This window comes from Paenibacillus sp. 102 (assembly GCF_039549175.1).
GTDB lineage: Bacteria > Bacillota > Bacilli > Bacillales > Bacillaceae_G > Bacillus_A.
The window spans coordinates 83,253-96,820 of the sequence record NZ_JBCGHT010000003.1 but is presented as its reverse complement, the minus strand read 5'-3'; the positions used below and the strand labels follow the sequence as shown (position 1 = coordinate 96,820).

Annotated in this window: 16 protein-coding genes and 1 pseudogene; 6 read left to right on the top strand and 11 right to left on the bottom strand. The window is 36.3% G+C overall.

Features of this window, described 5'->3' with window-relative positions; genetic code table 11:
* Window positions 1-78: 78 nt before the first annotated feature.
* Together AAIE21_RS09700 and AAIE21_RS09695 are read right to left on the bottom strand one after the other, a co-directional pair.
* Window positions 79-768, bottom strand: a complete 690-nt coding sequence (locus tag AAIE21_RS09700; RefSeq protein WP_343266584.1) for a DUF3600 domain-containing protein — start codon at window positions 766-768, stop codon at window positions 79-81.
* A complete protein-coding gene (locus tag AAIE21_RS09695; protein ID WP_343266583.1) occupies window positions 765-1,343 on the bottom strand; it encodes a sigma-70 family RNA polymerase sigma factor in 579 nt (192 codons plus the stop codon). The genes AAIE21_RS09700 and AAIE21_RS09695 overlap by 4 nt, the downstream gene beginning before the upstream one ends.
* Before the next feature lie 205 nt (window positions 1,344-1,548).
* On the opposite strand from AAIE21_RS09695, the gene AAIE21_RS09690 reads away from it, so the two are divergent.
* Together AAIE21_RS09690 and AAIE21_RS09685 are read left to right on the top strand one after the other, a co-directional pair.
* Window positions 1,549-2,526 (top strand): quinone oxidoreductase family protein, encoded by a 978-nt coding sequence (locus AAIE21_RS09690; RefSeq protein ID WP_343266582.1) that lies wholly within the window; start codon window positions 1,549-1,551, stop codon window positions 2,524-2,526.
* A gap of 11 nt (window positions 2,527-2,537) precedes the next feature.
* Entirely contained in the window at window positions 2,538-3,167 is a 630-nt protein-coding gene (locus tag AAIE21_RS09685; protein WP_343266581.1) for a zinc dependent phospholipase C family protein, read from the top strand.
* A gap of 96 nt (window positions 3,168-3,263) precedes the next feature.
* Here AAIE21_RS09685 and AAIE21_RS09680 read toward each other — a convergent pair whose 3' ends face one another.
* The 5 genes from AAIE21_RS09680 to AAIE21_RS09660 form a co-directional block, all read right to left on the bottom strand.
* The gene (locus AAIE21_RS09680; RefSeq protein WP_336453637.1) at window positions 3,264-3,704 is read right to left on the bottom strand and encodes an SRPBCC family protein; all 441 of its coding nucleotides are present in this window, start codon (window positions 3,702-3,704) and stop codon (window positions 3,264-3,266) included.
* 197 nt (window positions 3,705-3,901) lie between these two features.
* On the bottom strand, window positions 3,902-5,071 hold the full coding sequence (locus tag AAIE21_RS09675; RefSeq protein WP_343266580.1) for a DEAD/DEAH box helicase: 1,170 nt from the start codon (window positions 5,069-5,071) through the stop codon (window positions 3,902-3,904).
* A 19-nt stretch (window positions 5,072-5,090) separates the two neighbouring features.
* Window positions 5,091-5,618, bottom strand: coding sequence for a hypothetical protein (locus AAIE21_RS09670; protein WP_343266579.1), 528 nt, complete (start codon window positions 5,616-5,618; stop codon window positions 5,091-5,093).
* A gap of 90 nt (window positions 5,619-5,708) precedes the next feature.
* Window positions 5,709-7,397, bottom strand: coding sequence for a formate--tetrahydrofolate ligase (locus AAIE21_RS09665; protein WP_343266991.1), 1,689 nt, complete (start codon window positions 7,395-7,397; stop codon window positions 5,709-5,711).
* A gap of 100 nt (window positions 7,398-7,497) precedes the next feature.
* A complete protein-coding gene (locus tag AAIE21_RS09660; protein WP_343266578.1) occupies window positions 7,498-8,175 on the bottom strand; it encodes a class I SAM-dependent methyltransferase in 678 nt (225 codons plus the stop codon).
* A gap of 205 nt (window positions 8,176-8,380) precedes the next feature.
* On the opposite strand from AAIE21_RS09660, the gene AAIE21_RS09655 reads away from it, so the two are divergent.
* Window positions 8,381-8,719: a permease gene (locus tag AAIE21_RS09655; protein WP_343266577.1), complete on the top strand. Its 339-nt coding sequence runs from the start codon at window positions 8,381-8,383 to the stop codon at window positions 8,717-8,719.
* 27 nt (window positions 8,720-8,746) lie between these two features.
* On the opposite strand, the gene AAIE21_RS09650 is transcribed toward AAIE21_RS09655, so the two are convergent.
* The 4 genes from AAIE21_RS09650 to ytfJ all read right to left on the bottom strand — a co-directional run bounded on the left by AAIE21_RS09650 (window position 8,747) and on the right by ytfJ (window position 10,762).
* Window positions 8,747-8,959 (bottom strand): hypothetical protein, encoded by a 213-nt coding sequence (locus tag AAIE21_RS09650; RefSeq protein ID WP_343266576.1) that lies wholly within the window; start codon window positions 8,957-8,959, stop codon window positions 8,747-8,749.
* A gap of 69 nt (window positions 8,960-9,028) precedes the next feature.
* Complete coding sequence (locus AAIE21_RS09645) at window positions 9,029-9,349, bottom strand: hypothetical protein (RefSeq protein ID WP_343266575.1); 321 nt, start codon at window positions 9,347-9,349, stop codon at window positions 9,029-9,031.
* 50 nt (window positions 9,350-9,399) lie between these two features.
* Complete coding sequence (locus tag AAIE21_RS09640) at window positions 9,400-10,176, bottom strand: oxalate:formate antiporter (protein WP_343266574.1); 777 nt, start codon at window positions 10,174-10,176, stop codon at window positions 9,400-9,402.
* Between the two features lie 160 nt (window positions 10,177-10,336).
* Complete coding sequence (ytfJ, locus tag AAIE21_RS09635; RefSeq protein WP_174102120.1) at window positions 10,337-10,762, bottom strand: GerW family sporulation protein; 426 nt, start codon at window positions 10,760-10,762, stop codon at window positions 10,337-10,339.
* 127 nt (window positions 10,763-10,889) lie between these two features.
* On the opposite strand from ytfJ, the pseudogene AAIE21_RS09630 reads away from it, so the two are divergent.
* From AAIE21_RS09630 to AAIE21_RS09620, 3 genes and pseudogenes are all read left to right on the top strand, one after another.
* A pseudogene (locus AAIE21_RS09630) lies at window positions 10,890-11,510 on the top strand (GNAT family N-acetyltransferase); the annotation flags it as partial.
* Between the two features lie 174 nt (window positions 11,511-11,684).
* On the top strand, window positions 11,685-12,602 hold the full coding sequence (locus AAIE21_RS09625) for a tyrosine-type recombinase/integrase (protein WP_343266573.1): 918 nt from the start codon (window positions 11,685-11,687) through the stop codon (window positions 12,600-12,602).
* Window positions 12,603-12,736: 134 nt separating this feature from the next.
* The gene (locus AAIE21_RS09620; protein WP_343266572.1) at window positions 12,737-13,519 is read left to right on the top strand and encodes a helix-turn-helix domain-containing protein; all 783 of its coding nucleotides are present in this window, start codon (window positions 12,737-12,739) and stop codon (window positions 13,517-13,519) included.
* Window positions 13,520-13,568 lie beyond the last annotated feature (49 nt).

The window sequence follows — 13,568 nt, the reverse complement described above, 5'->3', positions numbered from 1 at the left end:
TATACATGCGATGAAAAAATTTAAGTAATAACGAAAAAAGAACCCTGTGATTAAACAACGGCTCTTCTTTTCATACTCTTAATTTATTTGTTGAACCTTTCCATTTACATACTCCATAAACCGATCCGCTTGTACAAATTCCTCTTTATACGCTTCGGGAACTTCTTCCACCGTTACATGTCCGCTTGATTTAATTTTCACCTGCACTTTCTCATAGGTCATTAATGCATCTATATACTGTTCATACTCTTTAGAAGTTAATACTTCTTTACTAGATTTATCCCCATTCAATTTATCAAAATACGGCTGAAGTACCATCACTATCTTTTTCATTTCCTCTTTTTTCGCCGGTGATAATTGATCATAATCAATATTACCGTTAGAATCTCCATATGTAAGCTTTGCATTTGTAAGTTTTTTCAAATGCTTTGTAAATTCTTCATATTCCTTTTCACCAATTTCTCCTTTTGCTTGTGATAGTTTAGCATCTAATCGCAAATACCCTTGCAATGTGGCGTTTGCTGCATGTTTCTTCAAATTATCAAACGATCCATAAATACCATCAGCCATAATAGATTGATACGCAAAACCAGTGGTTGGAATTAATAGTGCTGCTGCTAGTACTCCTGTGATAAGACGCTTTTTCATCGTTTTCCCTCCGCGCTTTACTTTTATTTGAATCATTACTTTTTCTTTCAACTCAGGTGGCGGTATAATTCCCTTTGCTTCTTCTTGTATAGATTCCCTTACCCGATACTCTAAACTCACTTCGCATCCCCTACCTCTCCTAAAAAGATTTCTTCTACTTGCTCTTTTTGACGTAATTTCTTTAGCGCCGCATGAATTCGTGATTTAACCGTTCCAACCGGAATATGTAAAATATTCGCTACTTCTTCTTGTGAATAATCGTGTAAATACCGCAAGATAATGACTTGTTTCAATTTGTAAGGTAATTTATGAATGAGAGCGATAAGCTTTTGATTCGAAATCTTGTCCACAACATCATTAGAAAAATCAAATTCAATCGGTTTTCTCTGTTCTTCAGCTTTCTTGACAATACGTAAACGCATCCATCTTCTTCTCCGATATGAGTGAATTTGTCTGATTGCGAGCCCTATTAACCACGGCCGAAAAGGTTTTTCTCGATTATATTTACTAAGTGATTGATATAACTGTATGTATATTTCCTGGACTACATCATCTACATCTGTTTTTTCCTCTATCAAAAAATGTGCTGTCTTATAAACATCTTGAATTGTCTTATCATACAATTCACTGTATGCATCTTGATTTCCTGATAGAGTTAATTGGATGAGATGATGATAGTCTTTTTCCTGATCCATTCATTGTCCCTCCTTTGTCTTACACTATATATTGGCAAGTAAAAAACATTCCGTTCGATTTTTTAACATATTTTTTATATAAATTGATTTAAACTCAATTACTTCATAACGTTAGCTTATAATCCACCATAACAATTATATAATTTTCCATTTTATGATCAGTGCTTAAAATTAAATGTACAATCTATTTTAAGGGGGATATATGATGAAGGCTATTGTCGTAACTGCATTCGGTGGTCCAGAAACAATGAAGTATAGAGAAATAGATATGCCCACTATTACAGAAAAACAAGTGTTGATCCGTGTTATCGCAACAAGCGTCAATTTTGCCGATATTAAATCTCGCTATGAAAAAAAAGGAAATCGCAAACTACCATTTATCCCTGGTATAGATGCGGCAGGACTTGTAGAACAAGTCGGTTCGGATGTAAAAAACATCCGCGTAGGACAGCGCGTAATCGCTTTTCCTCTTAATGGATCATATGCTGAATATGTTGTTGCAAATGAAAACCTTACGTTTGTGTTACCTGATGAAGTTGACTTCACGACCGCCGCTGCTTGTCCTATTGTATCTTTTACAAGTTACAATTTGCTTGCAAATGTAGCAAGATTACAGCAAAATGAAACGGTTTTGATTCATGCAGCAGCTGGTGGAATTGGTACAACTGCAATTCAATTGGCTAAGCTATTGGGTGCTAATAAGGTTATTGGAACAGTCGGAACAGAAGCAAAAAGAAAAATTGCTTTAGAGGCTGGTGCTGACCACGTAATCTGTTATCAAAATGAAGATTTTGTAGAGAAAGTAAATGAATTTACTAATAGAGAAGGCGCAAATGTCATATTAGATTCCATTTCCGGTGCAGTATCAGAAAAAAGCTTAGAATGTCTCGCTTACTATGGCCGTCTTGTTCACTTTGGGAATGCCAGTGGTGAAATTGGCACATTCCAGACAAAAGATTTACATGCAAGTTGCCGTTCCATTCTTGGCTTTAGTTTTGGAACAACTCGTAAGGAGCGTCCTCACTTGCTCCGTCATACCGCCGATCAAGTGTTTCAATATTTACGGGATGGCCGCCTGCAAATTAAAGTCGGTAAACGTTTTCCATTGCAAGATGCAGGGAAAGCACATGAGTGGGTCGAAAGTAGAAAAAGTACGGGGAAAATCATTTTGGATATGAAATAGAGGTGTTATATATGGGATCACGAATTATGCACTTAATTATTGCTGATGGTATTGCAGAGAAATTATCCATTCAAGATCGAACATCTTTCCTACTCGGTGGAGTCGCTCCTGATGCAGTTTATTCAAAAGCCGAAAAAGAAAAGTCCCATTTCTACGCTGGTACTACAAAAAACTATACGAGAAGAATCGATTATGATGCATTTCTTCATAAATATGAATCATTTATAGACTCCCCTTTTATTTTAGGTTATTACACACACCTTATCGCTGATGATAATTGGTTGAACGGATTTTTTCTTCCTTGGCTCAAACATAGAATCGAGCATGACAAAACAATGTTATCCCTATATCATAACGATTTTAAATTGTTGAATGCAAAACTATTACATCATTACGATAAAGAGCAGCAATTTCTTTCTTTTCTTAATCAAAAAGCAAACATAGCAAAGATCGAGGAAGTGACTGAAGAAAACGTTCTAGCTTTTAAAAAATTTATTTTCGATGATATGTTGTATCCGGAGCAAGATTTACATGCAGACTTACAAGTGTTTACATTTAATCAAATCGTCGGTTATATAGAAACTGCTATTGAGAAAGGCTTCTTCTTTTTAAAAACTACTAGTGAACTACACACCACTTAACACTCTTACGGGTTGCTTGGAGTGGGTGCTTCTTGAAAATTAGATACTTCACGTTTAAAAGAGCCGAAAGGTTCTTTTAAACGTGAAGTTATTTTATCAATGAATTAATGACGCTCTCAAATTATTAACCCCATTTTCCAAATAGCCTTTTAAACAAGTTAACACATATACCCAGCCCTCTTTTTGTCCTAGCATTTTGTTTACGATTTCGGGGTCATCTTCTTTCAAACCTGATTCATTTACCTCAATCATTGTACTCGTATAATCCAATTCACTCAATGTAATTGTAACAACGGTTTCTTCATCATATCCTCCCCATGAGAATACGATTTTTTTATTTTTCTCAATTTCTAATACACGTATTACAACTTCTGCATTATATTCATCATATCTCCATGTAATCGTCTTGCCTTGTTCCAGTCTTTCAGTTCCGGATGAAAACCAATAATTAGACATTTTTTCAGGATCTACTATAGTTTCAAACACCTCACTAGCCGATTTGAATATTTTAAATTTCGTAATCACTTGCGTATCCATACTACATCAACCCTCTTTCGATATATTTAATAGCTCTTTCTATTATAGAACAAACGTTCCTGTCATTCAAATATCAACATCGTTATTTGACATAGCTTTTTATATTACATACAAAAACAATAAAAAGACGTGACTGCTTTATACATGCCGACACGCCTTTTTACTCTTATTATTCCAATATAAATGGAAGCTTCACATTATCTAGGCTTCTTCTTCCCAGTGAATGTTGGTTTCTTTTTCTTTGGTGCTTTCGGTTTAGATTCTACAAATGTTCCTTTAAACATTTCTTGCTTCTTAAACACAATGCCTAGTTTCTTCGCAAATTGAAGTAATTTGCGCTCTTCTTGCGGTGTAACTAGAGAAACGACCGTCCCCTCTTTCCCCATACGTCCTGTACGACCTGAACGGTGAATATATTGATCTACTGTGTCTGGTAATTCTAAATGAATTACGTGCGTTAAATCATCGATATCTAATCCACGCGCTGCAATATCAGTTGCAAGTAGAATTTCTAATTTCCCTTGACGGAATGCTCTCATCGTCGCTTCACGTTCTTGTTTGCTTGCTTCCGCATGAAGAGCCGCTGCTTTCATTTTACGGAATTTCAGCTTCTCAGTAATTTCATCTAGGCGGAACGGATCATTTAAAAAGGCAACTGCTTTTACATTCCCCATATGCATAATTCTTCTAATGTAATCATTTTTTTCACGACGTTCACAAACGATATACGTATGCTCAACTAAACTCTTTGTCTCCGTACGTGTGACACGAACGAATTGTGGCTCAGCTGCAAAATCACGTGCTACTTCTTCTGCAGCTTTTGTCATTGTTGCCGAAAAGAATACTAATTGACGATCGCGCATTGTCGATTTAATGACATCAAACACAGCTTCCATCATTTTTTGTTTTACAATTTGATCAAACTCATCAAATACAATTGTCTTCACTTCATGCATTTTTAACTTTTTCATACGAATTAATTCTAAAATACGTCCTGGTGAACCAACAATTACCTTCGGATGTTTCTTCAATTTTTCCACTTGGCGCTTAATATCCGCACCACCAATTAAAGACGCACCTGAGATATCAGTTCCAGCTGTAAACTTTTGAACTTCTTCATGAATTTGCATAACAAGTTCACGTGTTGGTGCTAGGATTACAACTTGTGGTTGTTTCACTTCAGGATTAATTTTATGTAAAAGTGGTAATAAGTACGCTAATGTTTTTCCTGTTCCAGTTGGAGATTCAGCTATAACGTCTTGTCCTTCTAAAATCGTTGGAATTGCTTGTTTTTGAATTTCAGTAAACTCTTTAAAACCAGCCTTCTCCCAAGCTTGTTGTAAAAATGGTTGCATATCTTTTATCATTTGTTTTTCTCCTTTATCTCTATTTTTGAAGAAAATGTTGTATTGCTCGCACCGTTTCTATCATGTGAGAAATAACAGCTATTAAATCATCAACATGGTCTTCTGTAATCGCTTTTTGAAATAGAACTTCTACCTTATTATGATATGAAATCGCTTGCTTATTATATTCGTATGAAATTTGTTGCGTAATCATTCGCTCTTTTCCCCAGATAGATTGTAACAATTCTTCAATTTCTTGACAGTCTTCTTCCGGGTGCTGTAAGGAAAATGTAAACCCTAATTTCATTTCACACCCTGGTATAAACTCGGGTACTTCCAATATCTCACCCGATAAATTCTTCGCATCTACAGATAATGAAAATATCGCTTCTACTAGCGTTTCAAACGGTTCATTTAATTGAAATGAAATATTGTATATACGACTTAGCGAGGCAAGGTCCATCATATCTTTTCGATCCGTTACAAGAATATCGCCATGTAAGTCAAAATCATAGACAGCCCCTTCAACGATCACTTTTAAGTTGTCAAAAGCAGTTGGATCAAACATAATTTCCTCCAAAAAACAGGCGCCTTTCGATGGAAAGGCGCCACTTGATGTATATATAGTTTACAGATAAACGAGATGAATTACAACCTTTTAAAACAACCCTACTGCTTTTCCATCTTCATTTACGTCCATTTGAAGTGCAGCTGGTTGTTTTGGAAGGCCTGGCATTGTTAACATTGTTCCCGTTAACGCTACAATAAACCCTGCACCGATAGATGGTTTCAGTTCACGAATTGTAACAATAAAGTCAGATGGTCGACCTAATTTTGTCGCATCATCAGAAAGAGAATATTGTGTTTTTGCCATACATACTGGGAGGTTACTCCAACCTTCTCCTGCAAATTGAGTCAATTGCTTACGTGCTTTCGGAGCAAATTCAATGTCTTTTGCGCCATATACCTTTTGAGCAATTGTACGGATTTTTTCTTCTAATGGCAATTCTAATTCATAAAGTGGTGCGTATTTATTGTCACCTTTTTCAATTACTTTTAATACTTTCTCAGCAAGGTCCACACCGCCTTGGCCACCTTTTTCCCAAACTTCTGTTAAGGATACTTCGTAGCCACGCTCATTACACCATTCTTGTAAGTATGCAACTTCTGCATCTGTATCTGTAATGAATTTGTTAATGGCGATTACGAATGGAACACCGAACGCTTGAATTGTTTCAACGTGCTTTTGTAAGTTTTCCATTCCTTTTGCTAACGCATCTACATTTTCTTCTTTTAACTGATCTTTCGCTACGCCTCCGTGCATTTTAAGCGCACGAATTGTCGCAACGATAACGACTGCTTCTGGTTTAATACCAGCTGCACGCGCTTTAATATCTAAAAATTTCTCAGCACCTAAGTCTGCGCCGAAACCAGCTTCTGTAATCACATAGTCACCTAATTTTGCTGCCATTGTTGTAGCAATAACACTGTTACAACCGTGAGCGATATTAGCGAATGGTCCGCCATGAATGATTGCTGGGGTATTTTCTAATGTTTGTACTAAGTTTGGTTTTAACGCATCTTTTAATAGAAGTGTTAACGCTCCCTCTACGCCTAAATCTTTAACTGTTACAGGCTCATTGTCCATATTATAAGCAACGACAATGCGAGATAAACGCATCTTTAAATCTTGAATATCTGTCGCAAGGCAGAATACAGCCATAATTTCAGATGCTACTGTAATATCAAAACCGTCTTCACGTGGTACACCTTGAACTGGTCCTCCAAGACCAATTACTACATTACGCAGTGCACGGTCATTTAAATCGACACAACGCTTCCAAACGATTTTACGTGTATCAATTTTAAGTGTATTTCCTTGTTGAATATGGTTATCAATAAATGCTGCTAATGCGTTATTTGCAGTTGTAATGGCATGAATATCACCAGTAAAGTGAAGGTTGATATCTTCCATTGGGACAACTTGTGAATAACCTCCACCTGCTGCGCCACCCTTTAATCCCATTGTTGGTCCAAGTGATGGCTCACGAAGTGCAATGACTGCTTTTTTACCAATTTTATTAAAAGCTTGACCTAAACCAACTGTTACCGTTGATTTACCTTCTCCTGCTGGAGTCGGGTTAATCGCTGTTACTAAAACAACTTTTCCGTCCTTTTCCGTTTGTAAGCGCTTAAAAATATCAAGAGATAATTTTCCTTTATAATGACCATATGGCTCTAATTCTTCTTCTAAAAGGTTCAACTCAGCTGCGATCTCTTGAATTTTCTTCATACTTGCTTCTTGTGCAATTTCAATATCGGATTTAACTGTTGTAGTAGTTGTCATATACCCTAGTCCCCCTTTAATTGGTTCTGCTGATATTGTATCAGTTTTTTGTATTTTCTGCACTTATTTCCCTCCTAAATTTTGCACATTTCTTCAGGCATTATTTTTTCAGCATAAATACCCACAAAAATGTTAGTGCTTGCTGCAGTTCTACTGATAATTGTCCAAGCATTTTTTCATTTACACCTCGTTTATATACACCCATCCCATCGACTACTTGAAATCCTTGTTCCTCTGCAAGCTGTTCAAATTCCCAAGGCATCATTGTATTACAAACAACATCTTTTCCATATAAACGAGGATAGCTATTTTCACGTGGTTTTGCTGTCGGTCCTAAAATAGCAATACACGCATGTCCATCTGGCCTCAAAACACGCTTTATCTCATGTAATGCCTGTAATGGCTGTTCTGTCCATTCTAACGAGTTCACTGCTAATATTGCTGGAAATTGCTCAGTTTCAAAAGGCAATGAAGAAAGATCTCCCTTTATAAATGACAAATTAGGCCCTTCTCCGCGTTCCTTTCCCTTTTGAATCATTTGCTCGGATAAATCTACACCACACGCTTTATATCCTGCTAGACTTAATTTATATGTACCATATCCATCACCGCAGCCAACATCTAATACTGCCACACCATTTTCTACATACTTTTCAAAAAACGGGATAATTGTGCTACGACTTCCATGATCCCACATTTCTTGGCTATTTTGGTTCCAAGATTCTGCATTGTTGTCCCATTTTTTTTCTGCGGATTTATGCCAATTAAACTTTGTCATGTTTCCCCCTACTTTCACTTGTTTTCATTCATTCCATTCTACATCATTTTCCTATATTCCTGTTTATTCTCATGGAGAGATGGATAAGATAGCAACAGACTTATGTATTCTCCAAATTTTGCTTTACTTGGATATAACTCATACTCATGTTCTCTTCTTTATGAAAGATAATAAAGATACACCCAATTGAAAGAGAGAGATGTACATGCCCAAAAAGCGAACACATCATTTTAAAAGTGGTGAAAAAAACGAAGAATATGCAGCTGAAATCACGCCAGGACATCTTCCGATTAAACATAGACGTAAAGAAATTGCACATGAAATAGAAGGTACAAACACCGGTACACTTATCGGCTATGTAGCACTATTTCTTTCTTTATTCTCGATTGCCTTTTATCCAGTCACCCTTGGTTCCCTTTCCATTTCAGTTGGCTTATTGGCTGTTAATTTTGGAGCAAAAACACTCGGATATACAGCCATTGGATTTGGTAGTTTTTCTGTTTTATTTACGTTACTGTATCCACTTGCTTTATCAGCATTATAAAAACACACCAAGTATTACTTGGTGTGTTTACTCATGATACAACATAATATGTCCACATCCACAGCAATGTTTTGCTGTAATTTCTTGAAACACTGGATAATTTTCTTCATCCCGGTGTTCAATAAATACTTTTTCAAAACGATACATGTTTGGGGCGTATGCCCAGTCTTGTTTCGTACGTGCATATAATGTCGATGAAAAGAATTCTTCTCCACCACAAACCACACATGTTTTTTTCATTCTCATCCCTCCTATGCTTGTCTTACTTCATCTATATGAACATACGCATAAAAAAAAGACCTTCTATAATTAGAAAGTCTTTTCCGTAACAAAAAGAAATGTACCGAATATGCCTGTTCCACTATACTCTTTCTTTTTACCAGTTTCTGTTTCAAAAGTTTGTTTCACTGTGATAAAAAATACACCGTTTCGTCTATCCGTACTTACAAACTTCATTTTTTGTTCTTTCTTATCTACATTTTGTGTACATTCAAAGCTATCTTGATTACAAATCAATGCATACTTGTCCTCTAAATAAGACCTGAAATCAGACTCTTTCGGACAAGTTAAAAGTAGTACTGCAACAAGAATAATGCTGACAATACCTACTGCTGTATAATATTTCTTCATTTTTTCTCCTTTCAAAAACAAGAAAACTTGACCTAATTCGTCAAGTTCTCTTAGTCTACAACCCATTGCCACTCTTGTTCTTTCTTATCAAAAATAAGCCAGCCAGTTTCGGTTGCATCTTCTTTTAATTCCTCTACGTTATCTAGTACTTCATCCGTACTTTCATACGAACCAACTACATATACAGGAATCTCTAAGCCTCTTCTTGACTCAATTTTCCCTGCCAAATCAATGTACAATCCATCTTCCATTAATGGAACAAGCCCAAGAATGACTTCTTTTGAAATTGCTGGGAATATTTTCGATTTTTGAAAGAAAGAGAATCGTTTTTTTCCAAATGAACCGAGTTTGTATGGAATTACTTTGCTAAGCATTCCTACGAAATCAGCGATTCTACGGTAATACACTTTGTTGTACCAACCGTCATCATGTGAAAAGTAGACAAATCTATTTTTCAAAAGTGGGAAAAACGCTCTCCCAAGTGGTTCTTTTTTGTGAGCCAAATATAACAATTCTGCAATTTCCTTTGGCTCCAATTCATCTAAATCGCTTGCATCATCAAAATCCACCCAACAAAATTCATCAAATTCATCAATCTCTGCTTTAATTAATTTATGTATGTTTTCTTCTTCAACATATTCGAATAAAGTATGATAGTGAAAATCAGTCCACTCAAAATTATGTTTTAAAAGCAATACTTGATGAAGCGGTGAAGGGATATTACTTGCAAACTCTTCAAATGTAATTCCAGATGTAATAAAACAATGACCCCGACGATTACCATTAATATATATCATATTCTTTACTTGGTCAGATCCTCCAGACAAAGCACCTAGCCACCTTCGTTTTATATGTTTCAATTCTATAGCATATTTTAACATGAAAAATTTTAGAAACATAGAAAAAACTTCAAAAACTATTTACAATTTCATGAGTTTTATTACATACTGATTACAAGAAAAAAAGCCTGTTGAAAAACAGGCTTTTTTACGCGATTTCGTCCGGGTTTTGCGGATGATGATTTTCAGTATGCTTTTCGTTTTTTTGAAAAATGGATTGAATCTTATCAATTGTTTGTGGCGCTAACTCAATCATTTTTTCAGCTAGATGTGTCGCATTTTGTAAGTGAAGAATATTCACACCGTCTTTATTCACTACAAGAAAAGCTACTGGAGTAATCGAAACACCACCTGCACTCCCTCCGCCGAATGCCGGATTACCTTGCGCTTTCAGACCATCATTTGTTTGAAAATCCGATCCTCCTGCTCCAAATCCAAACGCTACTTTGGAAACAGTTAACACTACACCACCGTCAGCCGTCTGAACAGGCTCTCCAACAATCGTATTAACATCGACCATTTCCTTTAAATTTTCCATTGCTGCTTTCATTAATCCTTGAATTGGATGATCCACCGTTCATAACCTCCTTTGTCATATCTTTCCTAGTTTTTCCGAAACCTTGTGAACTAAACATAAAATTTTATATTGATTTCAAAAACGATAAGTAATAATATTCAGAAAAATTAAAGGAAGGGATATGATGATACGAAAATTAACAAAGGATGATCATGAAAAAGTGCTTACATTTCTAAAAGAAGAAGCATCAATTAACCTATTTATCATTGGCGATATTGCAGCATTTGGTTACGATGCAGATTTTCAAGAGTTATGGGGACAATTTGAAGAGAATGGAGCGTTACAATCCGTATTACTGCGCTTTCATGATTCATTTATTCCATATGGAAAAGATAATTTTTCCGCTGCTGACTATGAAGCAATTCTTTCACCTCACAAGCCACTGAAAATCTCTGGTAAATCGGACATTGTAGAAAAACTTGAAGATGTACAAAATATACATCTGGGCACAAAAAATAAAATGTACTTTTGTGAATGTAAAGATGATACTACACTCCCAATAACAAAGCTTCATACAACCATTCAACTAGCAACCATAGATGATGTGAAGCGAATTATGAAACTCCGAAACAACATTGAAGAATTCCCTCACACAGAACAATCAGAAAAGATTTTGCGACAATCGCTTGAAACAAACACAGGACGTACGTACTACATTGAAAAGAAAGGAAAAATCGTCGCTTCCGCCTCCACATCCGTTGAAAATTCCTTATCTGGAATGGTCGTTGGAGTATGTACGCATCCAGTGTTTGTAAACTGAGAGTTATCAAGGCTTGAGAGTGTATTCTCAAGAGTTAAAACTGTGGTTGTTACTAACAAAAACTATCTCATTAGAGGAGACTACCTATTTTCACTTTATTGGAACCAATAAGGCTGATTAGGTGGTCTCCTTTTGTGTTTAAACAAAGGAGGAATAACTATGCTGATTAAGTTTGCCATTAAGGAATATTTGGACGAGAAGGAGTTCAACAATTTAGCACCTCGCACAATTAAAGCTTATGGGGATACACTCAATGAGTTTCAACTGTTTTGTTCTGACAGGGAGCTTATAGACACTGAGGACATAAAAGAAAGAACTATCAAGTCCTACCTCATGTACTGCCAACGAGAACGCAACAATGCAGTACTCACAGTTAACACCAAGTTACAACATCTTAAAAGTTTCTTTAGATTCCTTATAGATGAGGAGATCATCCTAGAGAGAAATAACCCAACTAGGAGGCTGACTCAAAATAAATCTGATTCAAAAATAGAAGTCTTTACAGATGAACAAGTGAGGATGATGTTGAGGTACTACAGGAGGCAAAAGAGGGACAAAAAGTTTTGGAGCTATCGCAATTACACTATGTTAGTCTTCCTCCTAGGTACTGGAGCTAGGCTTGGTGAAATGCTCAACACTAAATGGAGTGATTGCGATTTGGTCAACTATTCAGTTGTTTTCTATGGAAAGTTGAAGAAACAACAAAGTCAACCTCTTAGTGACAAACTCGTGAAGGAACTGTGCGAATATCGTATTTACCTAGAGAGACAGTTTAATGAATTACCTTCTCATGTGTTTACAGACCAAAAAGGTAAACCACTTACTCCTAACGCTGTAAAGCTCGTATTCACTAGACTAGCTAGGATAATGAACTTCAAAGGTGTACGAGTGAGTGCGCACACTTGTAGGCACTACTATTGCAGCAAGCTGCTGAGAAACGGAGTAGATGCTTACTCTGTGAGTCGACTCATGAGACATTCTTCTATAAAGATGACTGAGAGGTACATACACATTTGGAGTGACTCCCTCAAGGAGACTAACGACAAGTACAACCCTTTGAACAATTTAGACATTTAGACAAAATAAAAGAGCCCTGCTTCTAGTTTGGCGACCAGACAGGACTCTCCCACAAAATAACTATGGAGTTATTTGTTTTTATTGTACTACCATAAGGTGCAATCTGCAAGTAGCTCCTACTGAGGAGAATTTATATGAAAGAACTACGAAAATATCAATCATTTAATTCAGTTACCGAGATGGATAAGACTATTGATCTTACTCTAAAAGAATACAATTTAAAGGAAAGCGAACGAGTGATACTCCTAAAGTTATCAAACTACTCATGTAAGTTCGTTGGAGTTTCATATTTGAAAAATAACACGCTAGCGAATCTAACAGGATACTCTAAACGTACTGTTCAGCGTGCTCTCAAGCGTTTCAGCGAGCTAGGTATCATTACTCGTATTGAGCAGTTTAAACCTGTTAAAGGTGGCTATTCAGCTTTCATTTGTGTAATTAATCCTTTCGAGAGTCACCATGAGCTGGCATCTTGTAAAGAAGCTGTAGAGCTTACTCCCGAGCAACCTGAGGAGTCATCTCACGAAGAAGAAGCCATTACACTTAAAGCTAAAAGCTCTAAAGAATTAAAGATACGTAATAGTGCACCTATTAGTATTGATGAGTTAGATTCATCTTATTTGGTTGGCTCATGTGTGCCGATGGAATTCATCAATACAGTCTCTCCTTTCTTTGATACTGCTAAGGAAATCTATGCTATGTGGGGAAAAGTTAAATTGGCTGCAAGTAAGTATGCACCTGATTTATCTGATACAACTGAGCTCGCAATCTCAGCGTTTAAACAATCTATATTTGCTCTGAAGATGAAAAAAATTAGAAAAGACTTCAAAGGTTATCTGTTTGGCGTTCTCGCAAAGATGATGTCTGTTGAGCAAAGAAAGCTAAAATGTAAGTTATTCAATTTCCTACAAGGTTAACCTGAGGAGAGCCACACATTGTTTCTTGCATGATTGTAAACCTATAAAA